Annotated in this window: 16 protein-coding genes and 1 pseudogene; 6 read left to right on the plus strand and 11 right to left on the minus strand. The window is 64.7% G+C overall.

Features of this window, described 5'->3' with window-relative positions:
- Positions 1 to 284 precede the first annotated feature (284 nt).
- Positions 285 to 905: a hypothetical protein gene (locus WH303_RS01160; RefSeq protein WP_232539510.1), complete on the minus strand. Its 621-nt coding sequence runs from the start codon at positions 903 to 905 to the stop codon at positions 285 to 287.
- A gap of 97 nt (positions 906 to 1002) precedes the next feature.
- Positions 1003 to 3150, minus strand: a complete 2148-nt coding sequence (locus WH303_RS01165) for a hypothetical protein (RefSeq protein ID WP_339516290.1) — start codon at positions 3148 to 3150, stop codon at positions 1003 to 1005.
- Between the two features lie 410 nt (positions 3151 to 3560).
- On the opposite strand from WH303_RS01165, the gene htpG reads away from it, so the two are divergent.
- The 4 genes from htpG (at position 3561) to WH303_RS01185 (ending at position 12244) form a co-directional block, all read left to right on the plus strand.
- Positions 3561 to 5510: a molecular chaperone HtpG gene (htpG, locus tag WH303_RS01170; protein WP_339516292.1), complete on the plus strand. Its 1950-nt coding sequence runs from the start codon at positions 3561 to 3563 to the stop codon at positions 5508 to 5510.
- Positions 5511 to 6523: 1013 nt separating this feature from the next.
- Positions 6524 to 10687, plus strand: a complete 4164-nt coding sequence (locus WH303_RS01175; RefSeq protein ID WP_339516294.1) for a hypothetical protein — start codon at positions 6524 to 6526, stop codon at positions 10685 to 10687.
- Positions 10688 to 10867: 180 nt separating this feature from the next.
- The gene (gene xrtH / locus WH303_RS01180) at positions 10868 to 11419 is read left to right on the plus strand and encodes an exosortase H (protein WP_116927747.1); all 552 of its coding nucleotides are present in this window, start codon (positions 10868 to 10870) and stop codon (positions 11417 to 11419) included.
- A gap of 96 nt (positions 11420 to 11515) precedes the next feature.
- Positions 11516 to 12244: an exosortase H-associated membrane protein gene (locus WH303_RS01185; protein ID WP_021024941.1), complete on the plus strand. Its 729-nt coding sequence runs from the start codon at positions 11516 to 11518 to the stop codon at positions 12242 to 12244.
- 2 nt (positions 12245 to 12246) lie between these two features.
- Here WH303_RS01185 and WH303_RS01190 read toward each other — a convergent pair whose 3' ends face one another.
- A complete protein-coding gene (locus WH303_RS01190; RefSeq protein ID WP_339516300.1) occupies positions 12247 to 13458 on the minus strand; it encodes an MFS transporter in 1212 nt (403 codons plus the stop codon).
- 214 nt (positions 13459 to 13672) lie between these two features.
- Between WH303_RS01190 and WH303_RS01195 the strand changes: the two genes are divergently transcribed.
- Positions 13673 to 14170, plus strand: coding sequence for a hypothetical protein (locus tag WH303_RS01195; protein ID WP_445228241.1), 498 nt, complete (start codon positions 13673 to 13675; stop codon positions 14168 to 14170).
- A gap of 8 nt (positions 14171 to 14178) precedes the next feature.
- Here WH303_RS01195 and WH303_RS01200 read toward each other — a convergent pair whose 3' ends face one another.
- The 6 genes and pseudogenes from WH303_RS01200 to WH303_RS01225 form a co-directional block, all read right to left on the minus strand.
- Positions 14179 to 15231, minus strand: coding sequence for a serine/threonine protein kinase (locus WH303_RS01200; protein ID WP_339516304.1), 1053 nt, complete (start codon positions 15229 to 15231; stop codon positions 14179 to 14181).
- 117 nt (positions 15232 to 15348) lie between these two features.
- On the minus strand, positions 15349 to 15768 hold the full coding sequence (locus WH303_RS01205) for an organic hydroperoxide resistance protein (protein ID WP_027010425.1): 420 nt from the start codon (positions 15766 to 15768) through the stop codon (positions 15349 to 15351).
- Between the two features lie 42 nt (positions 15769 to 15810).
- Positions 15811 to 16281: a MarR family winged helix-turn-helix transcriptional regulator gene (locus WH303_RS01210; RefSeq protein ID WP_021024946.1), complete on the minus strand. Its 471-nt coding sequence runs from the start codon at positions 16279 to 16281 to the stop codon at positions 15811 to 15813.
- Between the two features lie 157 nt (positions 16282 to 16438).
- Complete coding sequence (locus WH303_RS01215; protein WP_021024947.1) at positions 16439 to 17242, minus strand: HpcH/HpaI aldolase family protein; 804 nt, start codon at positions 17240 to 17242, stop codon at positions 16439 to 16441.
- A 41-nt stretch (positions 17243 to 17283) separates the two neighbouring features.
- Positions 17284 to 17658, minus strand: a complete 375-nt coding sequence (locus tag WH303_RS01220; protein WP_339516308.1) for a hypothetical protein — start codon at positions 17656 to 17658, stop codon at positions 17284 to 17286.
- 36 nt (positions 17659 to 17694) lie between these two features.
- Positions 17695 to 18588: pseudogene (locus WH303_RS01225) on the minus strand (3-hydroxybutyryl-CoA dehydrogenase); the annotation flags it as partial.
- A gap of 147 nt (positions 18589 to 18735) precedes the next feature.
- On the opposite strand from WH303_RS01225, the gene purT reads away from it, so the two are divergent.
- Entirely contained in the window at positions 18736 to 19965 is a 1230-nt protein-coding gene (gene purT, locus WH303_RS01230; protein ID WP_339516310.1) for a formate-dependent phosphoribosylglycinamide formyltransferase, read from the plus strand.
- Positions 19966 to 20081: 116 nt separating this feature from the next.
- Here purT and WH303_RS01235 read toward each other — a convergent pair whose 3' ends face one another.
- The gene (locus WH303_RS01235; RefSeq protein WP_339516312.1) at positions 20082 to 21788 is read right to left on the minus strand and encodes a tannase/feruloyl esterase family alpha/beta hydrolase; all 1707 of its coding nucleotides are present in this window, start codon (positions 21786 to 21788) and stop codon (positions 20082 to 20084) included.
- Positions 21789 to 21976: 188 nt separating this feature from the next.
- On the minus strand, positions 21977 to 23461 hold the full coding sequence (locus WH303_RS01240) for an AMP nucleosidase (RefSeq protein WP_021024952.1): 1485 nt from the start codon (positions 23459 to 23461) through the stop codon (positions 21977 to 21979).
- Positions 23462 to 23525: the final 64 nt, after the last annotated feature.

Below are 23525 nucleotides of genomic sequence, written 5' to 3' on the forward strand. Positions count from 1 at the left end.
GAGGGCTGCTGCTGCGCGCCTGTGACGGATGGGGCGTGCTCCCAACACGGGTAGCCCTATGACCAATTCTTCTTCTGATACTGCGCTCTCGCCAGAGGCCGGCGCCCCGGCCCCGGAGCCCCCCGCCCAGACCCCCCAGGACCCCCCCCCCCCCCCCCCCCCCCCCCCCCCCCCCCCCGCCCGCCCCCCCCGGCGCGCCCCCCCCCCCCCCCCCCCCCCCCCCGGCGCGCCCCCCCCCCCCCCCCCCCCCCCCCCCGCGGCGGTGGTTGCATCGCGCTTGCGCATCAGACGCCTGTCGCCGTATAGGTGACGGAGCCGGTGTAGGTGCCGGCGCTCCAGGCGGTGGCCGTACCGGTCAGCGCATAGGTCCAGGTGCCGCTCAACAAGGTGTTGGGGGTGAGCGTGGTGGATGCGCATGCGCCCAGGTTGGCGCCGGGATGGGGGACCGGCGTTGCACCTGCTGCTGTCACGGTGAAGTTGGCATTGGGTGGGCCGCCAGCGGCCGGGCTCCAGGCACCCACGGCGCAATTGATGTTGGCAGTGCCGGCATTGGTCCAGGCAGCCACCGACAGCACGTTGCCTGTAGGGGTGACGGCCACGGTGGGCGCGGTGCCATCCCAGGGCACCTGGACGTTGTTGGCGGTGGCCGTGGGCGTGGTGCCGGGGGTGGGCGGAATGGTCAGCGTTGCGTTCCAGGTGACGGTGTCCTGGACGGCATTGCTGGAACCCACCTTGAGCAGGATCAGCTTGGGGATGACCACGCTCAGGTTGACCTTGGCGGTGGCGGTCACGGTGCCCGTACCGGCCGAGGAGAAGCCGTATTGGCTTTCCGCCAAGGCATGGCCGGCGTAGGCCAGCGCCAGGGCAGATCCCAGCGCCAATGCTTTCAATTTTGGGTGTTTCATGGTTCGAGTCTTTCAAGAGAGCAAGCGCCTGGGCGCCGGGGTTTGGCCCACACCGTGCACGGGGTGCGCAAGCGGGGGCCTGGGTTCTGCTGCATGGTTAGTCCTCCACCTTGGTGATGGGGATCTCGGCGTTGGCTTCGCCACGCAGCGGAACATCGACGCTCAGTACCGTGCCATCGGCCGTGCCCCAGGGCAGGGGCACGCTGTCGAGCGTGATGCTGAGCTGATGGCGGCCTACGCCAACCATCGGGAATAAGAAGCGGCCTTCGGCATCGGTGGTGCTGCGGTAGCGGCCGTCCAGCACCACCTCGATGCCCTGCGCTCCTGACTCATTGGCCTGGATGCGGCCATCCTTGTTGGCGTCGTAGAACACGCGGCCGCTGATACTGCCGCTGCCATTGCCGGGCATGCCACCGGCGACGGCAAAGGGCCGGCCGGTGCCGCCCTCCCAGCGCAGGTAGACATAGGCGGTCTTGTCGTTGCTGCGGTAGATTTGCGGGCTGGTCCAGCTGAGCACCTGGGTGGTGGCCAGGCGCGCCTGGTTGAGCAGCACGCCCAGGCCCGTGCTCCAGCCATTGCCCCACTGCTTTTCGGCCGAAAAGTTGCCCGACAGGCCCCGGCTGGTGAAAAGCCCGCCGCTTTGCGAGGTGTAGCGCAGGTTGCCGAAAAAGCTCAGGTTGCTGCTGGCCCAGTAGCGGCCCTGTACCCCGGCCGTGGGGTAGCGCTGGTGGCTGCCGTTGCTGCGGTCATCGGCCCAGCCCAGCGTGGTAACCAGCTCGGGGCGCATGGTCTCGCGCTGGGCACTGATCCAGTCCTGCTCCCACTGCAGCTCGCGCCCGGTAGCAGTGCCATCGCCCAGCACAATCTGCTCATTGCTGCGCAGGCTCAGGCTGAAGCGCGAGCGCGGCAGCTCGCCAAAGCGGGTCTGGTAGTAGCCATAGGCGTAGAGGCTGCGCATCTTTCCATCCAGGCCCCCGCCCTGGCCGTCGCCCGCATAGCGGGTCTGGTACAGGTTGAGGTTGCCGCCCAGCGCGGTGCGGCGGTCTATCTGGTAGTGCAGATTGCCGCTCAGCCCCACGCGGGTCTGGCCTTGCTGGGCCGGCCAACTGCTGGCGCGCATGCGCTCCACATCTACCCCCGTGCCCCAGCTCATGCGGCTGGTGCTATGGTCCATGCGCCAGTAAGCGCCTTGCGTGCCCGAGGGCAGCAGGTAGTCACCAAAATGCAGATTGGGGCGGGTGACATAGGCACCCCAGGTATGGCGGTAGCGGCCCAGCTTGGTGTCTGCCTCCAGGTACAGGCCTTGTGCGCTGCCAGATGGGGTTTGTGCCGAATCGCTGCTTGTGCTGCTGCCCAGCGCGGTCAGTCGGCCGCGCAATGCGCCGTCCTGCTGCGTGGGCGATCCATAGCCCAGTGCTGCAGCCCAGCTGCTGACCCGCTTGCTGCCACTGTCCTGGTCGCTCCAGAGGCCATAGTCCACCGCTGCAACGTTATTGGCCTGGTTCAGTTGGCCGGCGGCATACCAGGCGCCACCCAGGCGCTGGGTGGCGCCTACCCAGGCGACTGTGCCCTGGCTCTTCTCGAAGCCGGGATAGGGGCCGCCCAGCAAATCGCCCCGCTGGCCCATGCCGGCGCTGATGTCAAAGTCCACGCCATAGATGCGGGTGGACAGGCCCCGCACGGTGCTGGTGCCCAGCATCAGGCGGTAGTTCTGGCCCAGGCCCCGGGTCAGCTCGCTGTAGCCGTCGCCGATGGTGGTATCCATGCGGATGCCCGGTGTCAGGGGCATAGCCAGGTTCTGCACGGTGATGCGCTGGCTGCTGGATTGGCGGGCATAGCCCAGGGCGCCAATGCCATTGAAGGCGTCTTGGCCGCCATGCATGCTGCGCACATCGGCCTGCAGCAGCCACTCGCCATAGTTCAGGGTTTGCTGGCGGTACTGGATGCGCTGGCCCAGCTCGGTGCCGCTTTGGCTGCCCAACGGGCCGTTGTCGGAACGGGCGATGCCCAGGCGGCTCTCCAGCACCCAGCTGCGCAGCCCCAGCGGCAAGGTGCTGGGGTCGACTTCTTCGGCTTCACCGGCCCGCAAGGCCGTCAGTTCATCGGCGCTCATGAAGTTGTCCTCGTAGGCGGCGGGCGCCGCCTCGATGGTGGCGCGCAGCCGGGCCTGCTCTGCCTGGGCAGCGCTCAGTGACTCCACCTGGGCACTGACTGCCTGATCGTTCTGTGCTTGGGCTAGGGACACATGCCCACCAAGCACCAGCACCCACATCCCCCAAGCGGCAAGCCCTGTAAACGCCTGGAAGAAACCAGTGCCGCTGTACAAGGGATGCCGCTCAACAACATTCATTTGTAATTAAAAGTTAACTAACGTTGAGTTTATTTTGCGCGGATGCCACCAATCAAATGTCAAAATTTGATACACAACGTTAAGTGTGTCAGGGGAGATAACAGTGAAGTGGGATGGCGCGTAGAAAGAAGATTAAAAATCTCCTCTACGGGTGATCATGATCATTTATCAGCGATCTATGTCATAAATCTTTGCTTGATATAGATTGTTTGGATAAGCAATTCCTAAAATGACGGTATACCTTGAAGCGGCGCGGTCTGCACCCATATAGACCCTTGATCTGTGTTGATGAAGACTGAGCTCCCATGACCAAAAAAACCCATTCCTTCCAGGCCGAAGTGGCCCAACTGCTTCACCTGGTGACGCATTCGCTGTATTCGAACCAAGAGATCTTCTTGCGCGAGCTGATCTCCAATGCGTCGGATGCATGCGACAAACTGCGCTTTGAAGCACTCAATGACAGTGGTTTGTACGGCGACCAGCCTGAGCTGGAAGTGCGCGTGTCCTATGACGACAAGGCCAAGACCTTGACCATCACCGACACCGGCATCGGCATGACCACGCAAGAGGCCATCGACAACCTGGGCACGATTGCCAAGAGCGGCACCAAGGCCTTCATGGACAAGCTCAGTGGCGACCAGAAGGCCGATTCGCAGCTGATCGGCCAGTTCGGCGTGGGCTTTTACTCGGGCTTCATCGTGGCCGACAAGATCACCGTCGAGTCGCGCCGCGCTGGGGCCCAGGCTTCGGAAGGCGTGCGCTGGACCAGCGGCGGCATGGGCGACTTTGAGGTCGAGCAGATCGACCGTGCCCAGCGCGGCACCAGCATCACCCTGCACCTGCGCGAGGACGCGCAGGACTTCTTGAACGGCTACAAGCTCAAGGAAGTGATTGCCAAGTACTCCGACCACATCAGCCTGCCGATCCTGATGGAAAAGGAAGAGTGGAAAGAGGGCGAGAACGACCAGCCCGGCGAGATGGCCAAGACCGGCGAGTGGGAAACCGTGAACAAGGCCAGCGCCTTGTGGACCCGCGCCAAGAAGGACATCACGCCCGAGCAGTACCAGGACTTCTACAAGGCCATCAGCCATGACTACGAAGACCCGCTGACCTGGAGCCACAACCGCGTCGAAGGCAATACCGAGTACACGCAGCTGCTCTACATCCCCGCCAAGGCGCCGTTTGACCTGTACCAGCAGGGCAAGCACGCGGGCATCAAGCTCTACGTCAAGCGCGTCTTCATCATGGACGATGCCCAGGCGCTGATGCCGCAGTACCTGCGCTTTGTCAAAGGCGTGATCGACTCGGCCGACCTGCCGCTGAACGTGAGCCGCGAGCTGCTGCAGGAAAGCCGCGATGTGCGCCTGATCCGCGATGGCTCGGTCAAGCGCGTGCTGTCGATGCTCGAGGACCTGGCCCGCCATGACAAGCCCCAGCCAGCGGCCGAGGGCAGCGATGGCGTGGTGGATGTGGTGAGCGAAGACGACAAGGCCAAGGAGGGCAAGTACAGCCGCTTCTACGGCGAGTTTGGCGCCGTGCTCAAGGAAGGCCTGGGCGAGGACATGGGCAACAAGGAGCGCATCGCCAAGCTGCTGCGCTTTGCATCGACCACGCAGGAAGGCCTGAACACCTCGTTTGCCGACTACAAGGCGCGCATGAAAGAGGGCCAGGACGCCATCTACTACATCACCGCCGACACCTTGGCCGCGGCCAAGAGCAGCCCGCAGCTCGAAGTGTTCAAGAAAAAGGGCATCGAGGTGCTGCTGATGACCGACCGGGTCGACGAGTGGGCGCTGAACTTCCTGCAGGACTTTGATGGCACGCCGCTGCAATCGGTGGCCAAGGGCGCTGTCGATCTGGGCAAGCTGCAAAACGACGAAGAGAAGAAAGCCGCCGAAGAAGCCGCCGAAGCCTTCAAACCGGTGCTGGCCCAGCTCAAGGAAGCCTTGAAGGACCGTGCTGATGACGTGCGTGCCACCAGCCGCCTGGTGGACTCGCCCGCTTGCCTCGTGGTCTCGGACAGCGGCATGAGCCTGCAACTGGCGCGCCTGCTCAAGCAGGCCGGCCAGCCAGCGCCCGAATCCAAGCCGGTGCTGGAGGTCAATCCGGAGCACCCGCTGGTCAAGAAGCTGGACGGCTCGGTGCACTTCCACGACCTGGCCCAGATCCTGTTTGACCAGGCGGTGCTGGCCGAAGGCGGTTTGCCCGACGACCCTGCCGCCTACGTCAAACGGGTCAATGCACTGCTGGCATAAAGCAGCAGTACACCGCATAAAAATCCCCGCCGGTTGAAAAACCGGGCGGGGATTTTTTTATCTGTCGCCTGGCAGTTGCATGGTATGTGCTGCAGATGGATATTTCTCTGATGCCGCAGCGCTGGCCATCTGCTTGGTTTTTTAAAATCCCGATTGATTATTTTCTTTTGTCGCCCAAGGGGAGTACTTACTTTCACCTGTAAATATTTTCCCAATACCCGACAAAATAAAAGTTAAGAATTGTTGACATATGGGGAGGCAGAACTTCTCAGCGGACCATGGGCCGTCTCTGGATTTCTCAACACTGTATCTAATTGTTTTATTCACTCGGCGCCAGCCTGCCGAGAGGACGTCAAAGACGCTGCAGCACGAAGGTGCTGGTCTGCTTTCCAGCCATGGGCAGCAAGTGCCTTTGTCTCGGCGCTGGCCACGCCTTCAAACAGTGCCTGCTTGTCGTAGATCTGTTATTTGCTAGGTAAATCAAGTTATTGCGAAGTGATCCCCAGGAGACTGCGGAATGCGCTGCCGCGCCACCGGTGCAGCGCTTGGCGGCCCCTGCCTTCACCCTGCACCGCTTGCCGACGCTGGCGCACAGAGCCCAGCGCATGGCAGAGCCCTCGCGCGGCCATCGGAAATGCTATGGCCGGTGCTGCATCGTTTTGCTGCATCATTTTTATATAGTCAATAAATTTATTAAAAGTTTATTGCATATATAGCTTGAATCCCGGTGCTACATTCGCAGCCCTTGTTGTCAGGTACAGCAGGCCTCAAAGGTTTCGTGACTACCGCTGGGCTTTATCTCTGTGATGGCCCGGAAAATATTTGGTATGTAGCGAAAACCTTTTATTTCACTGAACACGCAAGCCGTTATCTCTGTTTTTTCAGGAGAGGGCGGAGCTTTGCCTTTTTTAAGCAGGACGTTGAAAGTGTTACTCCCGTATCGATCGCCGCCGCTACGCAGCCCCTTGCGATGCAGCGTTGCCCTTGCCTTGGTCTCTGGTCTGCTTCCGGCGGTGGCCGCTGCGCAGTCGACCCGCTACGACATCTTTGTGAACCATGACGCCTTTGTGGCCCAGACCGGGGCCGTGGCGGAGAGCGGGTCGGTCGACGGCCCGGTGGGCGCCGACTTTGTCTACCGCGCCAAGGTCAAGCTCAATGGCGGCAGCGGCGAGGTCGCCAATGTGTCGCTGCTGCAGCAGCTGCCTGCGGGCGCCATTTTTCAGGAAATCGTCGCGCCCGCCGGGGTGCAGTGTGCCGATCCGCTGCCCAAGGCCGGCGACACCATCGAGGCAGGCGCTGCGCTGGCATGCAATCTTGCGTTGGTGACGGCGACCGATTTTGTCGCGGTGGACTTTCGCGTCAAGCTGCCCAGCGCGGGGACGGACTGGACGGCGCAGGCGTCTGCCTCCAGCCCCGACAATGCGGATCCGGATGCGGGCGAGGCGGCCCCCAACCACAGCCGCATCGAGCGCACGATCACCACCTATGAGCGCGCCGATCTGGCCGTGCAGATCCTCGCGCCAGTGAATGGCGCAAGCCATACCCAGGGCGACAAGGTCGACTACCAGCTGCAGGTGCGCAATGCCGACTCGCCCTATGCCTTTGCGCTCAAGGCGGGTGAAAAGGCCCAGCTGCGTTTTCCACAGCCCGAGGGCACCGAGTTCCAGGGCAGTCCGGGCGGCGATGGCTGGGTGTGCAAGCTGGCCGAAGACACGAGCGCCAACCAGCCCGTGCCGGTATGGAGCTGCAGCTACACCGTGCCCGCTGGGCAGTCCGTTGGCCGTGGCCAGGACTTGCCGCTGCTGAGCGTGCCCTTGCTGGTCAAGACCAGCGGCGGCCAGGTGGCCAGCGCGGTGTCGGTGTCGGGCGAGACCGCCACCGGTCAGCTGTTTCTGGATGCCGACCCTGACAACAACACCGATGATGTGCAGATCCAGGTCCAGCCCAATCTGAACCTGGACATGGCGCTCACCAAGGTCGTCAATCCCAAGGTGCTGGACAAGCAGGCCAGCGCGCCTGTGCCGGTCACCTACACGCTGAGCGCCAAGCGGGTCGCCGGTGAATTGGTGCCGCAGGACATTGTCGTCACCGACACCCTGCCGGCTGGTGTCAGCTTTGCGTCTGCTGCTGGAGTGGACTGGATCTGCAGCAACAACGCGCAAGTGGTCCGCTGCCAGTACAGCGGTGCCTTTACCCCGAACCTGCCGCAGATCACGGTCAAGGCCTTGGTGGATGTGTCTTTGGTGGCGGCAGAGAGCGTCATCAACAACGCGGCCGAGGTCTCGGCCAGCAATGAACCGCCCGCCAATGTGGGCGCCAACAACCAGGCGCAAGCGAGCGTGCTGGTCAGCAACAAGGTCAATCTGGCGCTGAGCAAAAGCACGACGGCGTCGGTGATTGCCTCCGGCCAGGAATACCAGTACGCGATCAAGATCAAGAACAATGGGCCGCTGGATGTGCTGCCCGGCCAGACCATGACGGTGACCGACCAGCTTGACGGCCAACTGCAGTTTCTGGGTGTGGCCGCCGGGTCGCCCTGGGTCTGCAGCCCCGCAAGCGGCACGGCCACTGACCTGGGGAAATTGCTGACCTGCACCTTCAGCGGCGGTATTGCCGCTGGTAGCAGCTCGGAGCTCTTGCTCAATGTGGTGGCCCACATCGATGCGGCAAACGGCCAGTTTGCCTCCATCGCCAACGGCGCTGCACTGGTGGGTATGCAGGGACGTGACGGTGCGCCGCTGGGCCAGATCGTGAGCAGCAACAAAGTCAACATATCCGAGCGCCAGGCCGACCTGTCGATCAGCAAGTCTGCGGTGATCACAGATGGCGCGAAGGCCTCGGGTGCCGAGGTGGTCTACACCCTGCGCGTGAAAAACGATGTGCCTGAGAATGGGCGCAATCTAGACCTGCAGGCTGCGCAAACCGTCACGGTGACCGATGTCATCGGCAACCTGCTGACCGACGCCAGCGCGGGCGTACTGGGTGTGAAAGCCTATGACAACAGCCGCTATCTGACGGCCGAGGTGCAAATGCCTGAGGTGCCGCAGGCCCAGATGCTGGGTTTGAAGGCGGGCAGCACTGCCGCCTCCGATGGCTGCAGCATTTCGGGTGACAACCACCAGAAGTCTGCGACCGTCAGCTGCACCCTGCGCAACCTGCCTGCCGACCCGGATGTTGCGTATCTGGTCGTCATCAAGGCGCGCCAGTATGTGGACCCCCAGGACGATGCCACGCAGACCAACACCATCGTCAATGTGGCCGATGTGAGCTCGCCCGACACGGCGGAGTTCAACACCGCCAACAACCGTGCGCAGGCCTCGGTTGTGCTCGAAGCACTGACCGATCTGACCGTGACCAAGCAGGCCGCACCCGAGAGCGCTGCCGCTGGCCAGGCGATCACCTACACCTTGACAGCCAAGAACAGCGGCCCCTCGCAGGCGCGCCAGGTCCGCGTGACCGATCGCCTGCCGCTGAACACCATCTTGGTGGGCTCTGCGCCCAGCATCAGCGGTGGCAGCTGCAGCTTGAGCGGCGGCGCCAGGTTTGCCGCTGGCCTGGAGATCACCGAAGCCAACCGCACGATGACCTGCGTCTGGACCGATGCGCTCGCCGAGAACGCGCAAAACACGGTCAGCTACCAGCTGCGCTCGCCTGCCAAGGACTACCCGCCTCAGCTGGACAACAGCGTCGTCGTGGCCTCGGCCACGCCGGAGACGGACCTGGGCAACAACAGCGCCAACGAAACCGTGCCGCTGGGCAAGCCCCAGGTCGATGTGCTGGTGAACATGCGCCACACCAACGACGGCATCCCGCTGGACACCGGCAAGACCCAGTACACGATCACGGTGACCAACAGCGGTGCATCGCAGTCCTATGCGACGGGCGTGCAGATGGTGGACCAGTTCCCGGCAGCGGGATCGACGGCCGACTTCCGCTTTGTCTCGCTCGACAGCGTGCAGCTGGCCAATGGGGATAGCCGCATGGGTCTGGACAGCTGCACCGTGCCGGCCGCCGGCGCGCTGGCGGGCAGCCTGGTCTGTGATTTCCCCTGGTTGGCGCCCAATGAATCGGTGGCGATCAAGTTCACGATGGAGCCCGCTGCACTGCTCGATGGCCGTGCCGTAGGCACCGTCAACCACAGCGCAACCGTGAAGGCCGATGTGGAAGTGCTCGACGGCATGGATGTCAGCAAGAACAACCAGACCACGGACCGCACCTCCACCTATGACCCGGCGCAAATCTCGCCCGATGAGCTGGACAAGCTGCGCTATGTGGACCTGTCGCTGACCAAGACCAGCTCGGCCACCAGCGCCGTCGATGTGGGCGATCTGATCGCCTATACCTTGACGGTGAAGAACGAGGAAGACCCGGCAGCCAGCCCGCGCAATGACCTGGTGAACGGCCAGGCGGTCGTCAGCGATGTGCTGCCCGAAGGCCTGGCGCTGGAAGGCGCGGCCCCTGCCGGCTGCAGCTATGACGAGGCCACGCGCGCCTTGCGCTGCGAGATCAGCTCGCTCAATGCCGGTGAAGTGCGGGATTTCAGCTTCAGCGCCAAGCTGCTCTCGCGTACCGAAGGACAGACCCTGGTGGTCAACAGCGCCCGCCTGACGAGCCCCGGCGATACCGACGAGTCCAACAACGACAGCCACACCGAGACGCCGCTGGCGCTGGTGGACCTGGCGTTGACCAAATCGGTGGACAAAGCCCAGGCCGCCGCAGGCGATGCGCTGACCTACACCTTGACCGTTGTGAACAACGGCCCGGCCGATAGCCGCGAAGCCAGCGTGACCGATGTCTTGCCCGAAGGCCTGGTCTTTGTGCAAGCCTCGCCGGCCTGCCGTTTTGACGCAGGCAGCCGCACGCTGGACTGTGCGCTGGAGCCGCTGGCGGTGGGTGCGTCTGTGAGCTTGACGGTGGAGACCACCGTGGATGCCGCGCTGCAAGGCCCGGCCAGCCTGGTCAATACCGCCGTGGTGGACCTGCCCGGCGATAGCGACCCGAGCAACAACGAAAGCTCGGCGACCACGACCATTGCTGGCAAGGACAATGGCGGCGGCGAAGGCCGGCCCGGCGACCAGACGGCGGTGCCGGTGCCTGCCTTGGCCCCCGGCGCGCTGCTGCTGATGGCGCTGGCCATGGCTGGCCTGGCCGCACTGCGACTGGGACGCCGCAGCTGATAAGGCTATGCCATAGGATTTGCCTCCAGCACCCCAGCCGCGCATAGCCATGCGCGGCTTTTTTGCGCGTGGGGGATTTGCCGCACGAACACCAGTTGTTGACAGAGGCATTTCCCCCGGCCAGAACTTTAACGGCTATATTTGCTCCTACGTCCACTTCGACGACAGCAGGCACGTACCATGGTTCGCTTCTTTTTTGTATTTCTGGGGCTGCAGCTCACTTTGTTTGGCCTCAATATGCTCAGCTGGGTGCAAAAGCACCTGGTGGAGCCCTGGACGGCAATGTTGGCGCAGATCTGCGCCTTTTTGGTGACCTGGTTTGACAAGTCTGCCGTGGCCGAAGGCAAGGTGCTGTGGAACCATGCCACCAATTTTGGCGTGTCGATCGAGGCCGGCTGCAATGGCATCGAGGCCTGCATTGTGTTGTTTGCCGCCATCATGGCTTTTCCGTCGAGCTGGCGCCACAAGCTCATCGGCCTGGTGCTGGGCTTTATCGCGGTGCAAGCGGTCAATATTGTGCGCGTGATCAGCCTGTTCTACCTGGGCCAGTGGAACATGACGGCCTTCAACTTTGCCCACGAGTACCTGTGGCAGGCGCTGATCATGCTGGACGTGCTGGTCGTCTGGCTCGTCTGGGTGCGTGCCGGCCAGCGCGCCAAGCGGGCCGAGGATGGCTCGGACCAACCGCCTCCCTCGGGCTCGGGGGCCGAGCCCACGCTGGCAGCCGCCTGATTTGAACCGGCCAGCAGTGCAAGCACTGCTGGCTTTTTTCCATAGGCACGAGAAGAAGCACAGAGCCCCCAGGAGGGCGGATACAGAGGAAGAGGGATGAAGCGCTTGAACCCGATACAGCGATTTGCGCTGCTGGCCTTTGCCGGCATCATCGTGCTGACCACCTTGTGGGTGCAGCTGTCGCCGTGGATGAGCTACCCGGTGGCGGTGATCTCCAAGGAAGGCATGCTGGACCTGGCTGCGGGCTGGGTCAAGCAGGTGCATATTGCGCCCGGCAAGATCGAGGTCGACACCTCGGTGGGTGTCGCCAATGCCAACACCGGTGGCCGCTGGGCCGAGATCTCGGTCGATGGCGACCCGGGCCGCTATGCCTACGGCTTTCCTATCTTCTTGGCGCTGCTGCTGGCCGCCTGGCGCAAGGGCCGCATCTGGCGCGCGGTGCTGGGCTATGTGATCTTGTTGCCGTTCCAGGCGTTCAGCATCTCGACTAGCCTGCTGATGCAGATGGTGCTGGCCACCAACCTGGACCTGCGCCTGCTCAAGATCTCGCAGACCCAGCTGGACTTGCTGGCCTATGGCTACCAGCTGGGCAGCCTGGTGCTGCCCACCCTGGTGCCGTTTTTGCTGTGGCTGTGGCTGGACCGCCAGTTTGTCAACGAGGTGCTGGTCGAGGCCTGGAAGAAAAACATCCAGCCCAAGCTGGCGCCGCGCCCCACCGTGCTGCGGCCGCCACCCCCACCGCCCCCCGAGCAGGTGATCCGCCCGGCCGAGAGCGGCCCAGAGATCTCGCACGAGATCAGCATCACCTTGCCGCCGCGCAAATAAGGCTAGTGCTTGGCAGCGGGCGCCGGCACTGGGGTGCGCCAGGTGGCCAGCGCCAGCGCGGTGGACAGCAGCGCAAACACCGCGCAAAACACGAGCAGCGCGCGCGACAGGCCCACCTGGTCGGACAGCCAGCCAATCCCCAGAATCGGCAAGATCGTGCCCACATAGCCAATGACCAGGTAGGTGGCCAGCAGGCCGGCCCGGTTGTCAGCCCGCGCCACGCGGTTGACCACCGAGATACCGCCCAGGTTGCACAGGCCATGGCCGAGCGCGGCGCTCAGCACGCAGAGCAGAAAAACCGCCGCCGAGCTGGCAAACACATTGGCGATCAGCAGCAGATTGCACAGCGCCAGCGCGCCATAGCCGGTGATCAGCACCTTGCGGGTGACAAAGCCCTTGGCGGCATACTGCGAGGCGGCCGACAGCAGCAAGATAAGGCCGATCGACGGCCCGCTGATGGCCGGCCCGTGCCAGGGCAGCATGCTTTGCATAAAGCTGGGCGCGAGCGAGGCAAACAGGCTGAACATGCCAAAGGCACAGAAGGCGCCCATCGACGCCAGGCCGTAGCGGCGCAGCGCTGCGCGCTCGGGAAAGGTGAGGCGCGGCATCAGCTGGCGCAGGCCAAAGCTGGTGCTGGAGGGCACCGGCTGCAGGTGGGCCGGCAGCTGCACCTGGAACAGCGAATAAATCGCCAAGGCGCTCAGCAGCAGGGACGGCAGATAGGCGCTGCGCAGCGGAAAAGGCGCCCATTGCGCGACCAGGCCACCGACAATGGGCCCCAGGCCAAAGCCAAAGGCAATCGTCAAGCTGGTGGTGGCAGCGGCCCGCTGCGTGTCACCGCTGGTGTTGAGCTGGGTCAGGCCCAGCGAGGCCGAGGTGGTGATCATCCCCGAGGCCAGGCCAATGATGATGCGGCTCAAGCCAAACACCTGCATGTTCCAGGCCAGTGCCGACAGCAGCACGCCTGCGCTCATCAGCATCACTCCCGCGCGCAGCACCTTGAAAAAACCATAGCGGGTCGTGATCGCGCCCAGCAGCATCAGGCTGGTGAGCGCTGCGGCCATATAGAGCACAAACACCTGGGTGATCGCGCTGGGCGGCAGCTGCCACTGGGCCTGGTAGAGCGGGTAGAGCGGGCTGGCCAGCGCCGTTCCCATGACGCCGACGCACATCGAGAAGCACACCCAGAAATAGGGCGGCCATTGGTATTTCATGATCAGAACTTGGGGCTGGGCTGCGGTGGCAGCAGCAGGCCAGCGGCGGGTAGCGGCTGGCCCGAAAAGGACGGTGGCCTGGATTGTAGGGAGTCGGGCCCGGCATGTCCCCGCGCCGTCGGGGTGCCCATCGCTGGGCGTAGGACATCGGAGTGCAATGTCCTTGCGCCAGAGGCTGGTGTGGCAATCGCTGTTAAAAATAGCCATGATCCGAATGCCCGCCATGCCTTTCTTTCTCCCCCACCGCCGCCGTGCAGCGGCCGCCGTCGCCACTGTCGCTTTGTCCGTGGCTGCGCTGTCCGCCTGCTCGCCCTATGTGGGTGTGGGTGTGCCGGTGGGGCCGTTCTCGGTCGGCGTGGGGCTGGGCAGTGGCGGGGTCAGCGCCGGGGTGGGCACGGGCCTGGGCCCTGTCGGTGTCGGCGTGGGGGTCAATCAGCGCGGCCAGGTGACGGGCAATGCCGGTGTCGGGGTCGGCACCTCCGTCGGGGGCGCCCAGGTGGGTGTGGGGGTGGGCACCGGCACGGTGCTGTATGACCCGGCAGCGCCCGCGTCTGCCCCCGCTGCTGCACCCAACCATGCCCAGGCCGCACAGCCCGGCGTGGTCGTGCCTGGGGTGGTCAGCCCACCCACGGGCGAGCATGATCCCAACCTGCAGTGGCGCGGTGCGGATGGGCAACTGCTGCCCGACTGCCGCTTGAACAACCGCTGTTAACCGGTTCCTTAAACGTACAGCGGCGGCTCATCCATCGCGATGAGCTGGGCCTGCAGCATCTGGGTTTGCTCCTGCCAGTAGGCCTCGCTGCCAAACCAGGGAAAGTGGATCGGAAAGATCGGGTCGTCAAAGCGCCGCGCCAGCCAGGCGCTGTAGTGGATCAGGCGCAGCGTGCGCAGCGGCTCGATCAGTGCCAGCTCGCGCCGGTCAAAGGGGCGGAACTGTTCATAGCCCTCGACCAGCGTCGACAGCTGCGCGCTTTGCTGCTGGCGGTCGCCCGACAGCAGCATCCACAGGTCCTGCACGGCCGGGCCGCTGCGCGTGTCATCGAGGTCGACAAAATGCGGGCCGCCGCCCTGGTGCTCGGGCGGCACCCACAGCACATTGCCCGGGTGGCAGTCGCCATGCAGGCGCAGGCTGCGGTAGCTGCCCGCAGCAAAATGGCCGCTGGCATTGCCCGGGTCGATGATCTCGCAGATCTTGTCGGTGGCGCGGCGGCAGGCATCGCTCCAGGCGCTGCGCTGGCCGGGCGGGATGGCGCCATGGGCCATCAGCCAGTCATGGGGCTCGCGGGCAAAGTCCTGGGCGTTGATGCTGGGGCGGTGCACAAAGGGCCGGGCCTCACCCACGGTGTGGATGCGGGCCAGAAAGCGCCCCACCCATTCGAGCACCTCCCAGTCGTCCAGATCGGGCTGGCGCCCGCCCCGCCAGGGCGATACGGAAAAGCGAAAGCCGCCATGCAGCAGCAGGCTGTGGCCGCCCAGCTGCAGGGGCGCAACCACGGGCACTTCAGCGTCAGCCAGCTGCTGGGAGAACTGGTGCTCCTCGGCAATGGCCGCATCGCTCCAGCGGCCCGGGCGGTAGAACTTGCAGACCACCTTGCTGCCGTCTTCCAGCCAGACTTGGTAGACGCGGTTTTCGTAGGAAGACAGCGGGTTCAGGCGGCCATCGCCCCACAGGCCCACCGACGCCAGCGCGTCGAGCACCACATCGGGGGTCAGCGCGGCATAGGCATGTTCCTGCGCGGGGCTGCTGGGCGGGTAGTCATCGGTATCGTGCATACCGCCATTGTGCGCCCTTCTTGTGACGGCCATTTTGACCACAGGGACGCAAAAAAGCCGGGCATGCAAGGCATGCACCGGCTGTACTGGAGGGTGTCAATCGTTGAACTGCGCGACTTAGACCACCACGGTCAGGGTCTTGTCGATATTGCCGCGGGTGGCGTTCGAGTAAGGGCAGACCAGGTCGGCGTCATGCACCAGCTTTTCGGCCACGGCCTTGTCCATGCCGGGCAGGTTCACCGTCAGGCGGGCAGCGATGCCGTAGGCGTTCGGGATGGGGCCCAGGTCCACTTCGGCGTCGATCGACAGGCCATCGGGCAGGGCGAGCTTTTGCTTGCCCGCCACCGCCTTCATCGCGCCGATAAAGCAGGCGGAGTAGCCGGCGGCAAACAGCTGCTCGGGGTTGGTGCCCTGGCCGCTGGTGCCGGGCGAGGACAGCTGCACATCCAGGCGGCCATCATTGGTGCGCGATGCGCCGTCGCGGCCGCCGGTGGTATGTGCGTGGGCGGTGTACAGAACTTTTTCGAGAGTAGCCATGGTGAACTCCTGGTCAAGGGTGGAACGAAAAAACATGCTTCATCAAGAAGCGGCGGGCAGCGGCGCGGCCAGTCGGCTGCGCAGCTGTTGGATCTGTTGTGTCAATGCCTGCAGCTCCTGCACCGTGCATTGGCTGTGCGCGAGCACACAGGCAGGGATGGCCGCGGCTTGCTCGCGCAGCTGGCGGCCGGCCTCCGTCAGATACACGCGCACACGGCGCTCATCGTCGCTGTCACGCTGGCGCTGCAGCCAACCTGCGGTCTGCATGCGCTTGAGCAGCGGCGTCAAAGTACCCGAATCCAGGTACAGACGCTCGCCCAGCTCGGAGACCATGCAGCCATCGCCCTCCCACAGTACCAAGAGCACCAGGTACTGCGGGTAGGTCAAACCCAATGGTTCGAGCAAGGGCTTGTACAGCTTGGTCATCGCCAGCGAGCTGGAGTACAGCGCAAAACACAGCTGCTGGTCGAGCAGCAGCGCGTTGTGGGCAGTGGCAGGGGTGGCGTTGGGCATGGGTTGAATTATCGTGCTCAATTAAATTGCGTGCAACTTAATTGGGGAATCACCTGCCAGGAGCAGGGTGTTTGGCAAGGGCCGGTGCAGGGCCCCTGGATTCGTCTTAGGAAGAGGCAACCCGCGTCTCAGACGGAAGCTGGGTCGCCTAGCGTTCTCAGTAAGCCGTCTGCACCACTTGGCCGCTGCTGTCCTTGAACTTGGCCGCCACCGCATCGGCAGCGGTGCGCAGCAGGATCAGGTCCATCGAGACCGCGACAAACTGCGCGCCCAGCGCCAGGCATTCGCGGGCGCGGGCCTCGTCCACCATCAGGATGCCGGGGGCCTTGCCGGCCGCGCGGATGCGGGTGATGGCGTTGTCAATCGCGGCATTGACGACCGGGTGGCGCGGCTGGCCAGGGTAGCCCATGCTGGCCGACAGATCGGCCGGGCCGATAAAGATGCCATCCACGCCATCGACGGCCGCGATGGCCTCGATCTGGTCCAGCGCCTGCGCGGTTTCCACCTGCACCAGCAGGCACAGCTCCTTGTCGGCATCGTCCACATACTGCATGTCGCGGCCAAAGTTGCTGGCGCGCATCGAGCCGCCCATGCCGCGAATGCCCTGGGGCGCATAGCGCATGGCCTGCACGGCGGCGCGGGCCTCGTCGGCGTTTTGCACAAAGGGGATCAGAATGGTCTGGGCGCCAATGTCCAGGTAGCGCTTGATGAGGACTGGATCGTTCCAGGCCGGGCGCACCACGGCGCTGGTCGGGCGGGGCTGCAAAGCCGCCTCGACCGCCTGGAGCTGCTGCAGCACCTGGGGCACATCGTTGGGCGAATGCTCGGTGTCGAGCATGATCCAGTCATAGCCGCTGCCGGCCAGCAGCTCGGTGATGTAGGGCGAGGGAAAGGCCGACCACAGGCCGATCTGCGCCTGGCCGGCGGCCATGGCTTTTTTGAAGAGGTTGGGTGTTGGCATGCTTGTCTCTGTAGTGTGGTGTTGTCTGTGTGGTGGTGTGGTCAGGGCAGAAGGTGGATCTCGTCGTTGCTCAGCCGCGTTCGGCAGCTGCCGGCCAGGGTGTGCCACTCGCTGGCGCCCAGGTCCAGCGCCTGCTGGTCCGCCATGGCCGTCACGCTGCGGCAGATGGGCTTGAAATGCTTGGCCGCCACCGTGTCGCGCCCATAGCGCTGGTAGTAGCGCTTGAGGTGCAGATCGGCGGCCGGCACCCGGGCGGCCACATAGGCCAGGTAGTCGCGGTAGAGCGCATCGACCGGCGCCTCTTCGAGCTGCTGCTTCCAGAGGCGAAAGCCGGCCATGCAGGCCACCAGGGCCAGCACCAGTGCAGTCACCGGCAGGGCCTTTTTCCAGATCGGGGTGCGGCGTGGCGCGGACATGGGGCAGGGATCGCTGGGCAGCGCGGGCGCGCGCGATCAGGCGTAGCTGTAGACGCCCTTGCCGGTCTTGCGGCCCAGCTGGCCGGCGGCGACCATTTCCTTGAGCAGCGGGCAGGGGCGGTATTTGCTGTCGCCAAAGTCTTTCAGGTAGACCTCCATCACGGCCAGGCAGACATCCAGGCCGATCATGTCGGCCAGGGCCAGCGGGCCAATCGGGTGGCTGCAGCCGAGCTTCATGCCGTCATCGATGTCCTGGGCCGAAGCAATGCCTTCGGCCAGCACATAGAAGGCCTCGTTGATCATCGGCACCAGAATGCGGTTGACGACAAAGCCGGGCGAGTTCTTCACGCTGATCGGCGACTTGCCCAGGCTCTCGGCCAGCGCCTTGACCGCATCGTGCGTGGCATCGCTGGTTTGCAGGCCACGGATCACCTCGACCAGCGCCATCAGCGGCACGGGGTTGAAGAAGTGCATGCCGATGAACTTGTCCGCGCGCTTGGTGGCGGCTGCCAGCTGGGTGATCGAGATCGACGAGGTGTTCGAGGCCAGCAGCACCGAAGGGTCGAGCAGCGCATCCACCTGCTGCAGGATCTTGAGCTTGAGCTCGTAGTTCTCGGTGGCCGCCTCGATCACCAGCTGGGCCTTTTGCAGGTCTTCATAGCGGGTGCTGCCCTGGATGCGCGCGAGGGCGGCGGCCTTGTCGGCTTCGCTGATCTTTTCCTTCTTGATCAGGCGGTCCAGGCTGCTGCCCACCGTTGCCAGGCCCTTTTGCACGGCCGCCTCCGAAATGTCCACCATCACCACATTCAGCCCGGCCACCGCGCAGGTCTGCGCAATGCCGTTGCCCATGGTGCCTGCACCAATTACGCCTACGGTCTGGATCGTCATCTGTCTTCCTTGGGTCCTGTTGCTGGGAGAGGGGCCCGCCCTGCAGTGCCTGTGGCAAGCCCGGTGGCAAGATCATAGCGGCTGGTGTTGCAGTGCGGCACAAACTGGGCGACAGAGCGCGGGGATAGGCGAGGGTTCTAAAATGCCCCCCATCGCTGCGCCGCAGCCCCTTTGTAGACACGACCTGATATGACCACCTTCGGCACCCCGCTCACCAAGAACGCAACCAAAGTCATGCTGCTGGGCAGCGGCGAGCTGGGCAAGGAGGTGCTGATTGCCTTGCAGCGCCTGGGCGTGGAGACGGTGGCGGTGGACCGCTATGACAACGCGCCCGGCCAGCAGGTGGCGCACCATGCCCGCACCATCACGATGAGCGACCCGGCCCAGCTGACGGCGCTGATCGAGGCCGAAAAGCCCGACCTGGTGGTGCCCGAGATCGAAGCCATTGCCACGCCCGCGCTGCAGGCGTTGGAGGCCGCTGGCACCGTGCGCGTGGTGCCGACGGCCCGCGCCACCCGGTTGACGATGGACCGCGAAGGCATCCGCCGCCTGGCCGCCGAGACCCTGGGCCTGCCCACCAGCCCCTACCAGTTCTGCGACAGCCTGGCCGAGCTGCAGGCCGCCATCGATGGCGGCATTGGCTACCCCTGCGTGGTCAAACCGGTGATGAGCAGCTCGGGCAAGGGCCAGAGCAAGATCGATGGCCCGGCCGATGTGGAAAAGGCCTGGAACTACGCGATGGCAGGTGGCCGGGTGCAGGGCGGGCGCATCATCGTCGAGGGCTTTATCGACTTTGACTACGAAATCACCTTGCTGACCGTGCGCGCCAAGAATGCGGCGGGCCAGATCGAAACCCATTTCTGCGAGCCCATCGGCCATGTGCAGGTGCAGGGCGACTATGTGGAAAGCTGGCAGCCCGCGCGCATGGCGCCCGCTGCGCTGACCTTGGCGCGGGACATTGCCCGCGCCATCACCAGCGACCTGGGCACCGGCCTGAACGGTGAGCCCGCCGGCCTGGGCCTGTTTGGCGTGGAACTGTTCGTCAAGGGCGACCAGGTCTGGTTCAGCGAAGTGAGCCCGCGCCCGCATGACACCGGCATGGTGACCATGATCACCCAGTGGCAAAACGAGTTCGAGCTGCATGCCCGCGCCATCCTGGGCCTGCCCGTGGACACCAGCCTGAAGACCGCCGGCGCCAGCGCCGTGATCTACGGCGGTGTCGATGCCCAGGGCATTGTGTTTGACGGCGTCGATGCCGCCCTGCAGATCTCCGGCACCGAGGTGCGCCTGTTTGGCAAGCCCGAGAGCTTTAGCCGCCGCCGCATGGGCGTGGCGCTGGCCCGCGCGGTCGATACCGATGCCGCGCGCGACAACGCCAAAAAGGCGGCAGCGCTGGTCAAGCCCCGCGTGGCGGAGTAAACGGCTGCTGAGCGAGCGCTCAGCACCGCGTTGGATTTATCCGATAAAAAAGCATCTGGCTGCCCTTGAGAAGGGCGTCCAGATGCTTTTGTTTTGCTGGCTTGCTGAGGTCGCTTTTAGTTGGTTTGGCAGCTGTAGTTGTCGGCCAGGTTCACATCACCACTGCCCTTGTAGCGCGGCCAGGTCGGGTACTCGCACAGCGGCCGGGTGCGGCCCGGCACGCCAGCGGTGTCGCTGACCACCTGGGCACCAGGCGCGGTGCCAGCGGTCACCCACTGGTCCAGCGCCTTGAGCGAGTCCCAGTTGGCATTGAAGGCGGTGCTGGCTGCATGGCCGTAACCGGGCACTTCGTAGTAGCGGGCAAAGCTCTTGACGGCGCTGGCGCCCATGGTCTGCTCCAGGCGCTGCCAGTACTGCGCGGTGGCGCGGGTGCTGACGAGCACGTCGGCGGTGCCATGGGCCATCAGCAGCTTGCCGCCGCGCTTGTTGAAGGCCGACAGATCGGTGCTGTTGATGTCCTGCAGCTTGGTGAGCTGGTTGATGCGGTCGGTCCAGGCGCCGGGGTTTTGCGGGTCCAGCGACAGCGCATCAAAGTTGGCATCGCGGGTCACAAAATAGCGCACCCACTGGTCCCAGAACACCGCCCAGTACGGGGCGGTGAGCGGCGCGGGGCTGGCCGGGGCGGTGGTGTTCATCGCCAGCAGATTGACCGTGGGCTGCAGCGGGCTGCTGCCTTCCTCGCCCAGCTCCGAGCCCCAGACGTTGAAACCCGGGTACTGCGTCTCGCCGCTGCCCAGCGGCGCGCTGAAGCGGATTTCGCTGTTGTAGGTCTTGAGCGCGCTGATCATCGCGTCGGACAGGCAGCCGTCCTGGCTCGCGCCGCCAGGGCAGCGCAGCGGCTGGCCATTGAGCGTAGCGGTAGCCGGGTCGAACTGGCTGTTGCAGGCCGCCACATTGCTGACCACGCCGTCCTGCACGCCGTCGAGCGCATCGCACTTCTCCAGCGCCGCCTGGCGCAGCAGCTTGCGCTGGCCCAGGCTGGGGTAGGCACCGGGCTGGGCAAAGGCGCGGCTGATGCGGCCAAACTGCAGATCCAGGCTGGCGGCGTTCCAGGCCGGGTACCAGGCGACCACGCCATCCCAGTCGGACGGCCATTTCTGGGCGACGGCCAGTGCTTCGCGCCCGCCGGTGGAGCCGCCCATGAAGTAGCGCTTGTCCGGCTTTTTGCCGTAAAAGCGCGTCACCAGCACATCGGCCACATCGCTGACCTTTTTCAGTGCAGCGCCCGAGAAGTTGGCGACCGCTTCGTCATTGGTGCCAAAGCTGCCGTCGCGGCTGCCGGCAGCCCCTGCCTGGTGGCCCGAGTCGCTGCCAAACACCGCATAGCCCTGGTTGAGCAGCGGGTAGGCACCCTGGCTGGCGGGGGCGGCCGGGTAGGTGTAGAGGCTGGGCATCACGCCGTTGTAGCCGCCGCCGCCCACCATCACCACCTTGCCGTTCCACTCCTTGGGCAGCAGCAGGCCCATCTTGATGGCCGGGGCGCCGGGGTCGACCGGGGCGATCGAGATATTGGCCCGTACCGAGGCCGGCGGCTGCGCGCCACTGGCAGCCGTTGGCGTTTCGGTCGAGGTCACCGTGGCTCCGCTGGTGGGCAGGCCGATCTGGCTGGCCGCCACCTGCTGCTTGGCCAGCGCCAGGCTGGCCTCGTCAAAGTTAAAGCTGTGGGAGCCGCCGCTGCCGCAAGCGGACAGCGCAAGGACTGCGCTGGCGACGGCCGTCAGAGGGATAAAGCGCCGCAGGGGTGGGAGGATGGTTGTGGTCACTGTGTCTCCTGGTTGTTATGGTGCGGGCGCAAAGGCTTCTTTACGGCCCGCCGACCATTGTGGAAGTGACGCCCACAGTTATCCACAGGGTTTGCAGTTAGGTAGTTCCCCATAAGTAAAAAAGCCAGCACGGTCGTGCTGGCATTCGAGTAGGGCCCCCGCTGGCAAGGGCCCGCTTGGCGTGCTGCTTACTGGAAAGCCACCTCGGCAAAGCTGCGCAGCTTGCGGCTGTGCAGCCGGTCCACACCTCCTTCGCGCAGGATGTTGACCGCCCGCATGCCGATGCGCAAATGCTGGTCCACCCGCTCACGGTAGAAATGGTTGGCCATGCCGGGCAGCTTGATCTCGCCGTGCAGCGGCTTGTCGCTCACGCACAGCAAGGTGCCGTAGGGCACGCGAAAGCGAAAGCCATTGGCCGCAATGGTGGCGCTTTCCATATCGAGCGCCACGGCCCGGCTCTGGCTGAAGCGGCGCTGGGGCGTGTTGTCGGGCAGCAGCTCCCAGTTGCGGTTGTCGGTGCTGGCCACGGTGCCCGTGCGCATGAAGCGCTTGAGGTCGTCCTCGGGCACCTGGGTGACATCGGCCACCGCCTGCTGCAGCGCGACCTGGATCTCGGCCAGCGCCGGGATGGGCACCCACAGCGGCAGCTCTTCGTCCAGCACATGGTCCTCGCGCACATAGGCATGGGCCAGCACATAGTCGCCCAGCTGCTGGCTGTTGCGCAGGCCGGCGCAGTGGCCCAGCATCATCCAGGCGTGGGGGCGCAGCACGGCGATATGGTCGGTGATGGTCTTGGCATTGGCCGGGCCCACGCCGATATTGACCATGGTCGTGCCCGACTGGTCGGCGCGCACCAGGTGGTAGGCGGGCATCTGCGGCAGGCGCGGCGGCGGGTTGCCCAGCGCGTCCACCGCTTCGGGCGCCAGGCCCTGGCGGCGGGTGACGACATTGCCCGGCTCGATGAAGGCGATGTACTCGCTGTCGGGGTTGGCCATCTCGGCGCGGCCCAGGCGGATGAACTCGTCGATATAGAACTGGTAGTTGGTGAACAGCACGAAGTTCTGGAACCACTCGGGCAGGGTGCCGGTGTAGTGGCGCAGGCGCTGGAGCGAGTAGTCCATGCGCGGCGCGGTGAACAGCGACAGCGGATGCGCCTCGCCCGGTTTGGGCTCCCAGGTGCCGTTGGCGATGCCGTCGTCCATCGCATGCAGGTCGGGCAGGTCAAACACATCGCGCATCAGCATGCGGCGCTCGGCGCTCAGCTGGCCTTCGATATGGTCGTTGTCGGCGAACGAGAAATGGATGGGGATGGGCTGGTTGCTGGTGCCCACCTCCAGCTCCACGCCGTGGTTCTCGATCAGCAGCCGGAACTGCTCGGCATAGTAGTTGGCAAACAGGTCGGGGCGGGTCAGCGTGGTCTCGTAGTGGCCGGGGCCCTCGACAAAGCCATAGGCGAGCTTGCTGTCGGCCCGGGCCACGGTGCGCGTGTGCAGGCGCACAAAGGGGTAGCAGGCGCGGTAGGGGGCCGCCGGAGTCTCGCCGGCTACAAAGCGCTGCATGGCCTGGCGCAGAAAGCCGATTTGCTCGGCATAGATGGCCTGGACCTGCGCCAGCGCGGAGGAAGCCGTGCGGTGGCTGGTCGGTGCGGTAAAGGCAGGTTTGGTAAAGGTCATGCACCATTGTGCATCTGCTTTGGGGCCCTGGCATGACAAATCAGGGCCCGGTGTTGCTGGCAGT

It is taken from the genome of Comamonas sp. MYb69 (genome assembly GCF_037479315.1).
GTDB lineage: Bacteria > Pseudomonadota > Gammaproteobacteria > Burkholderiales > Burkholderiaceae_C > Comamonas.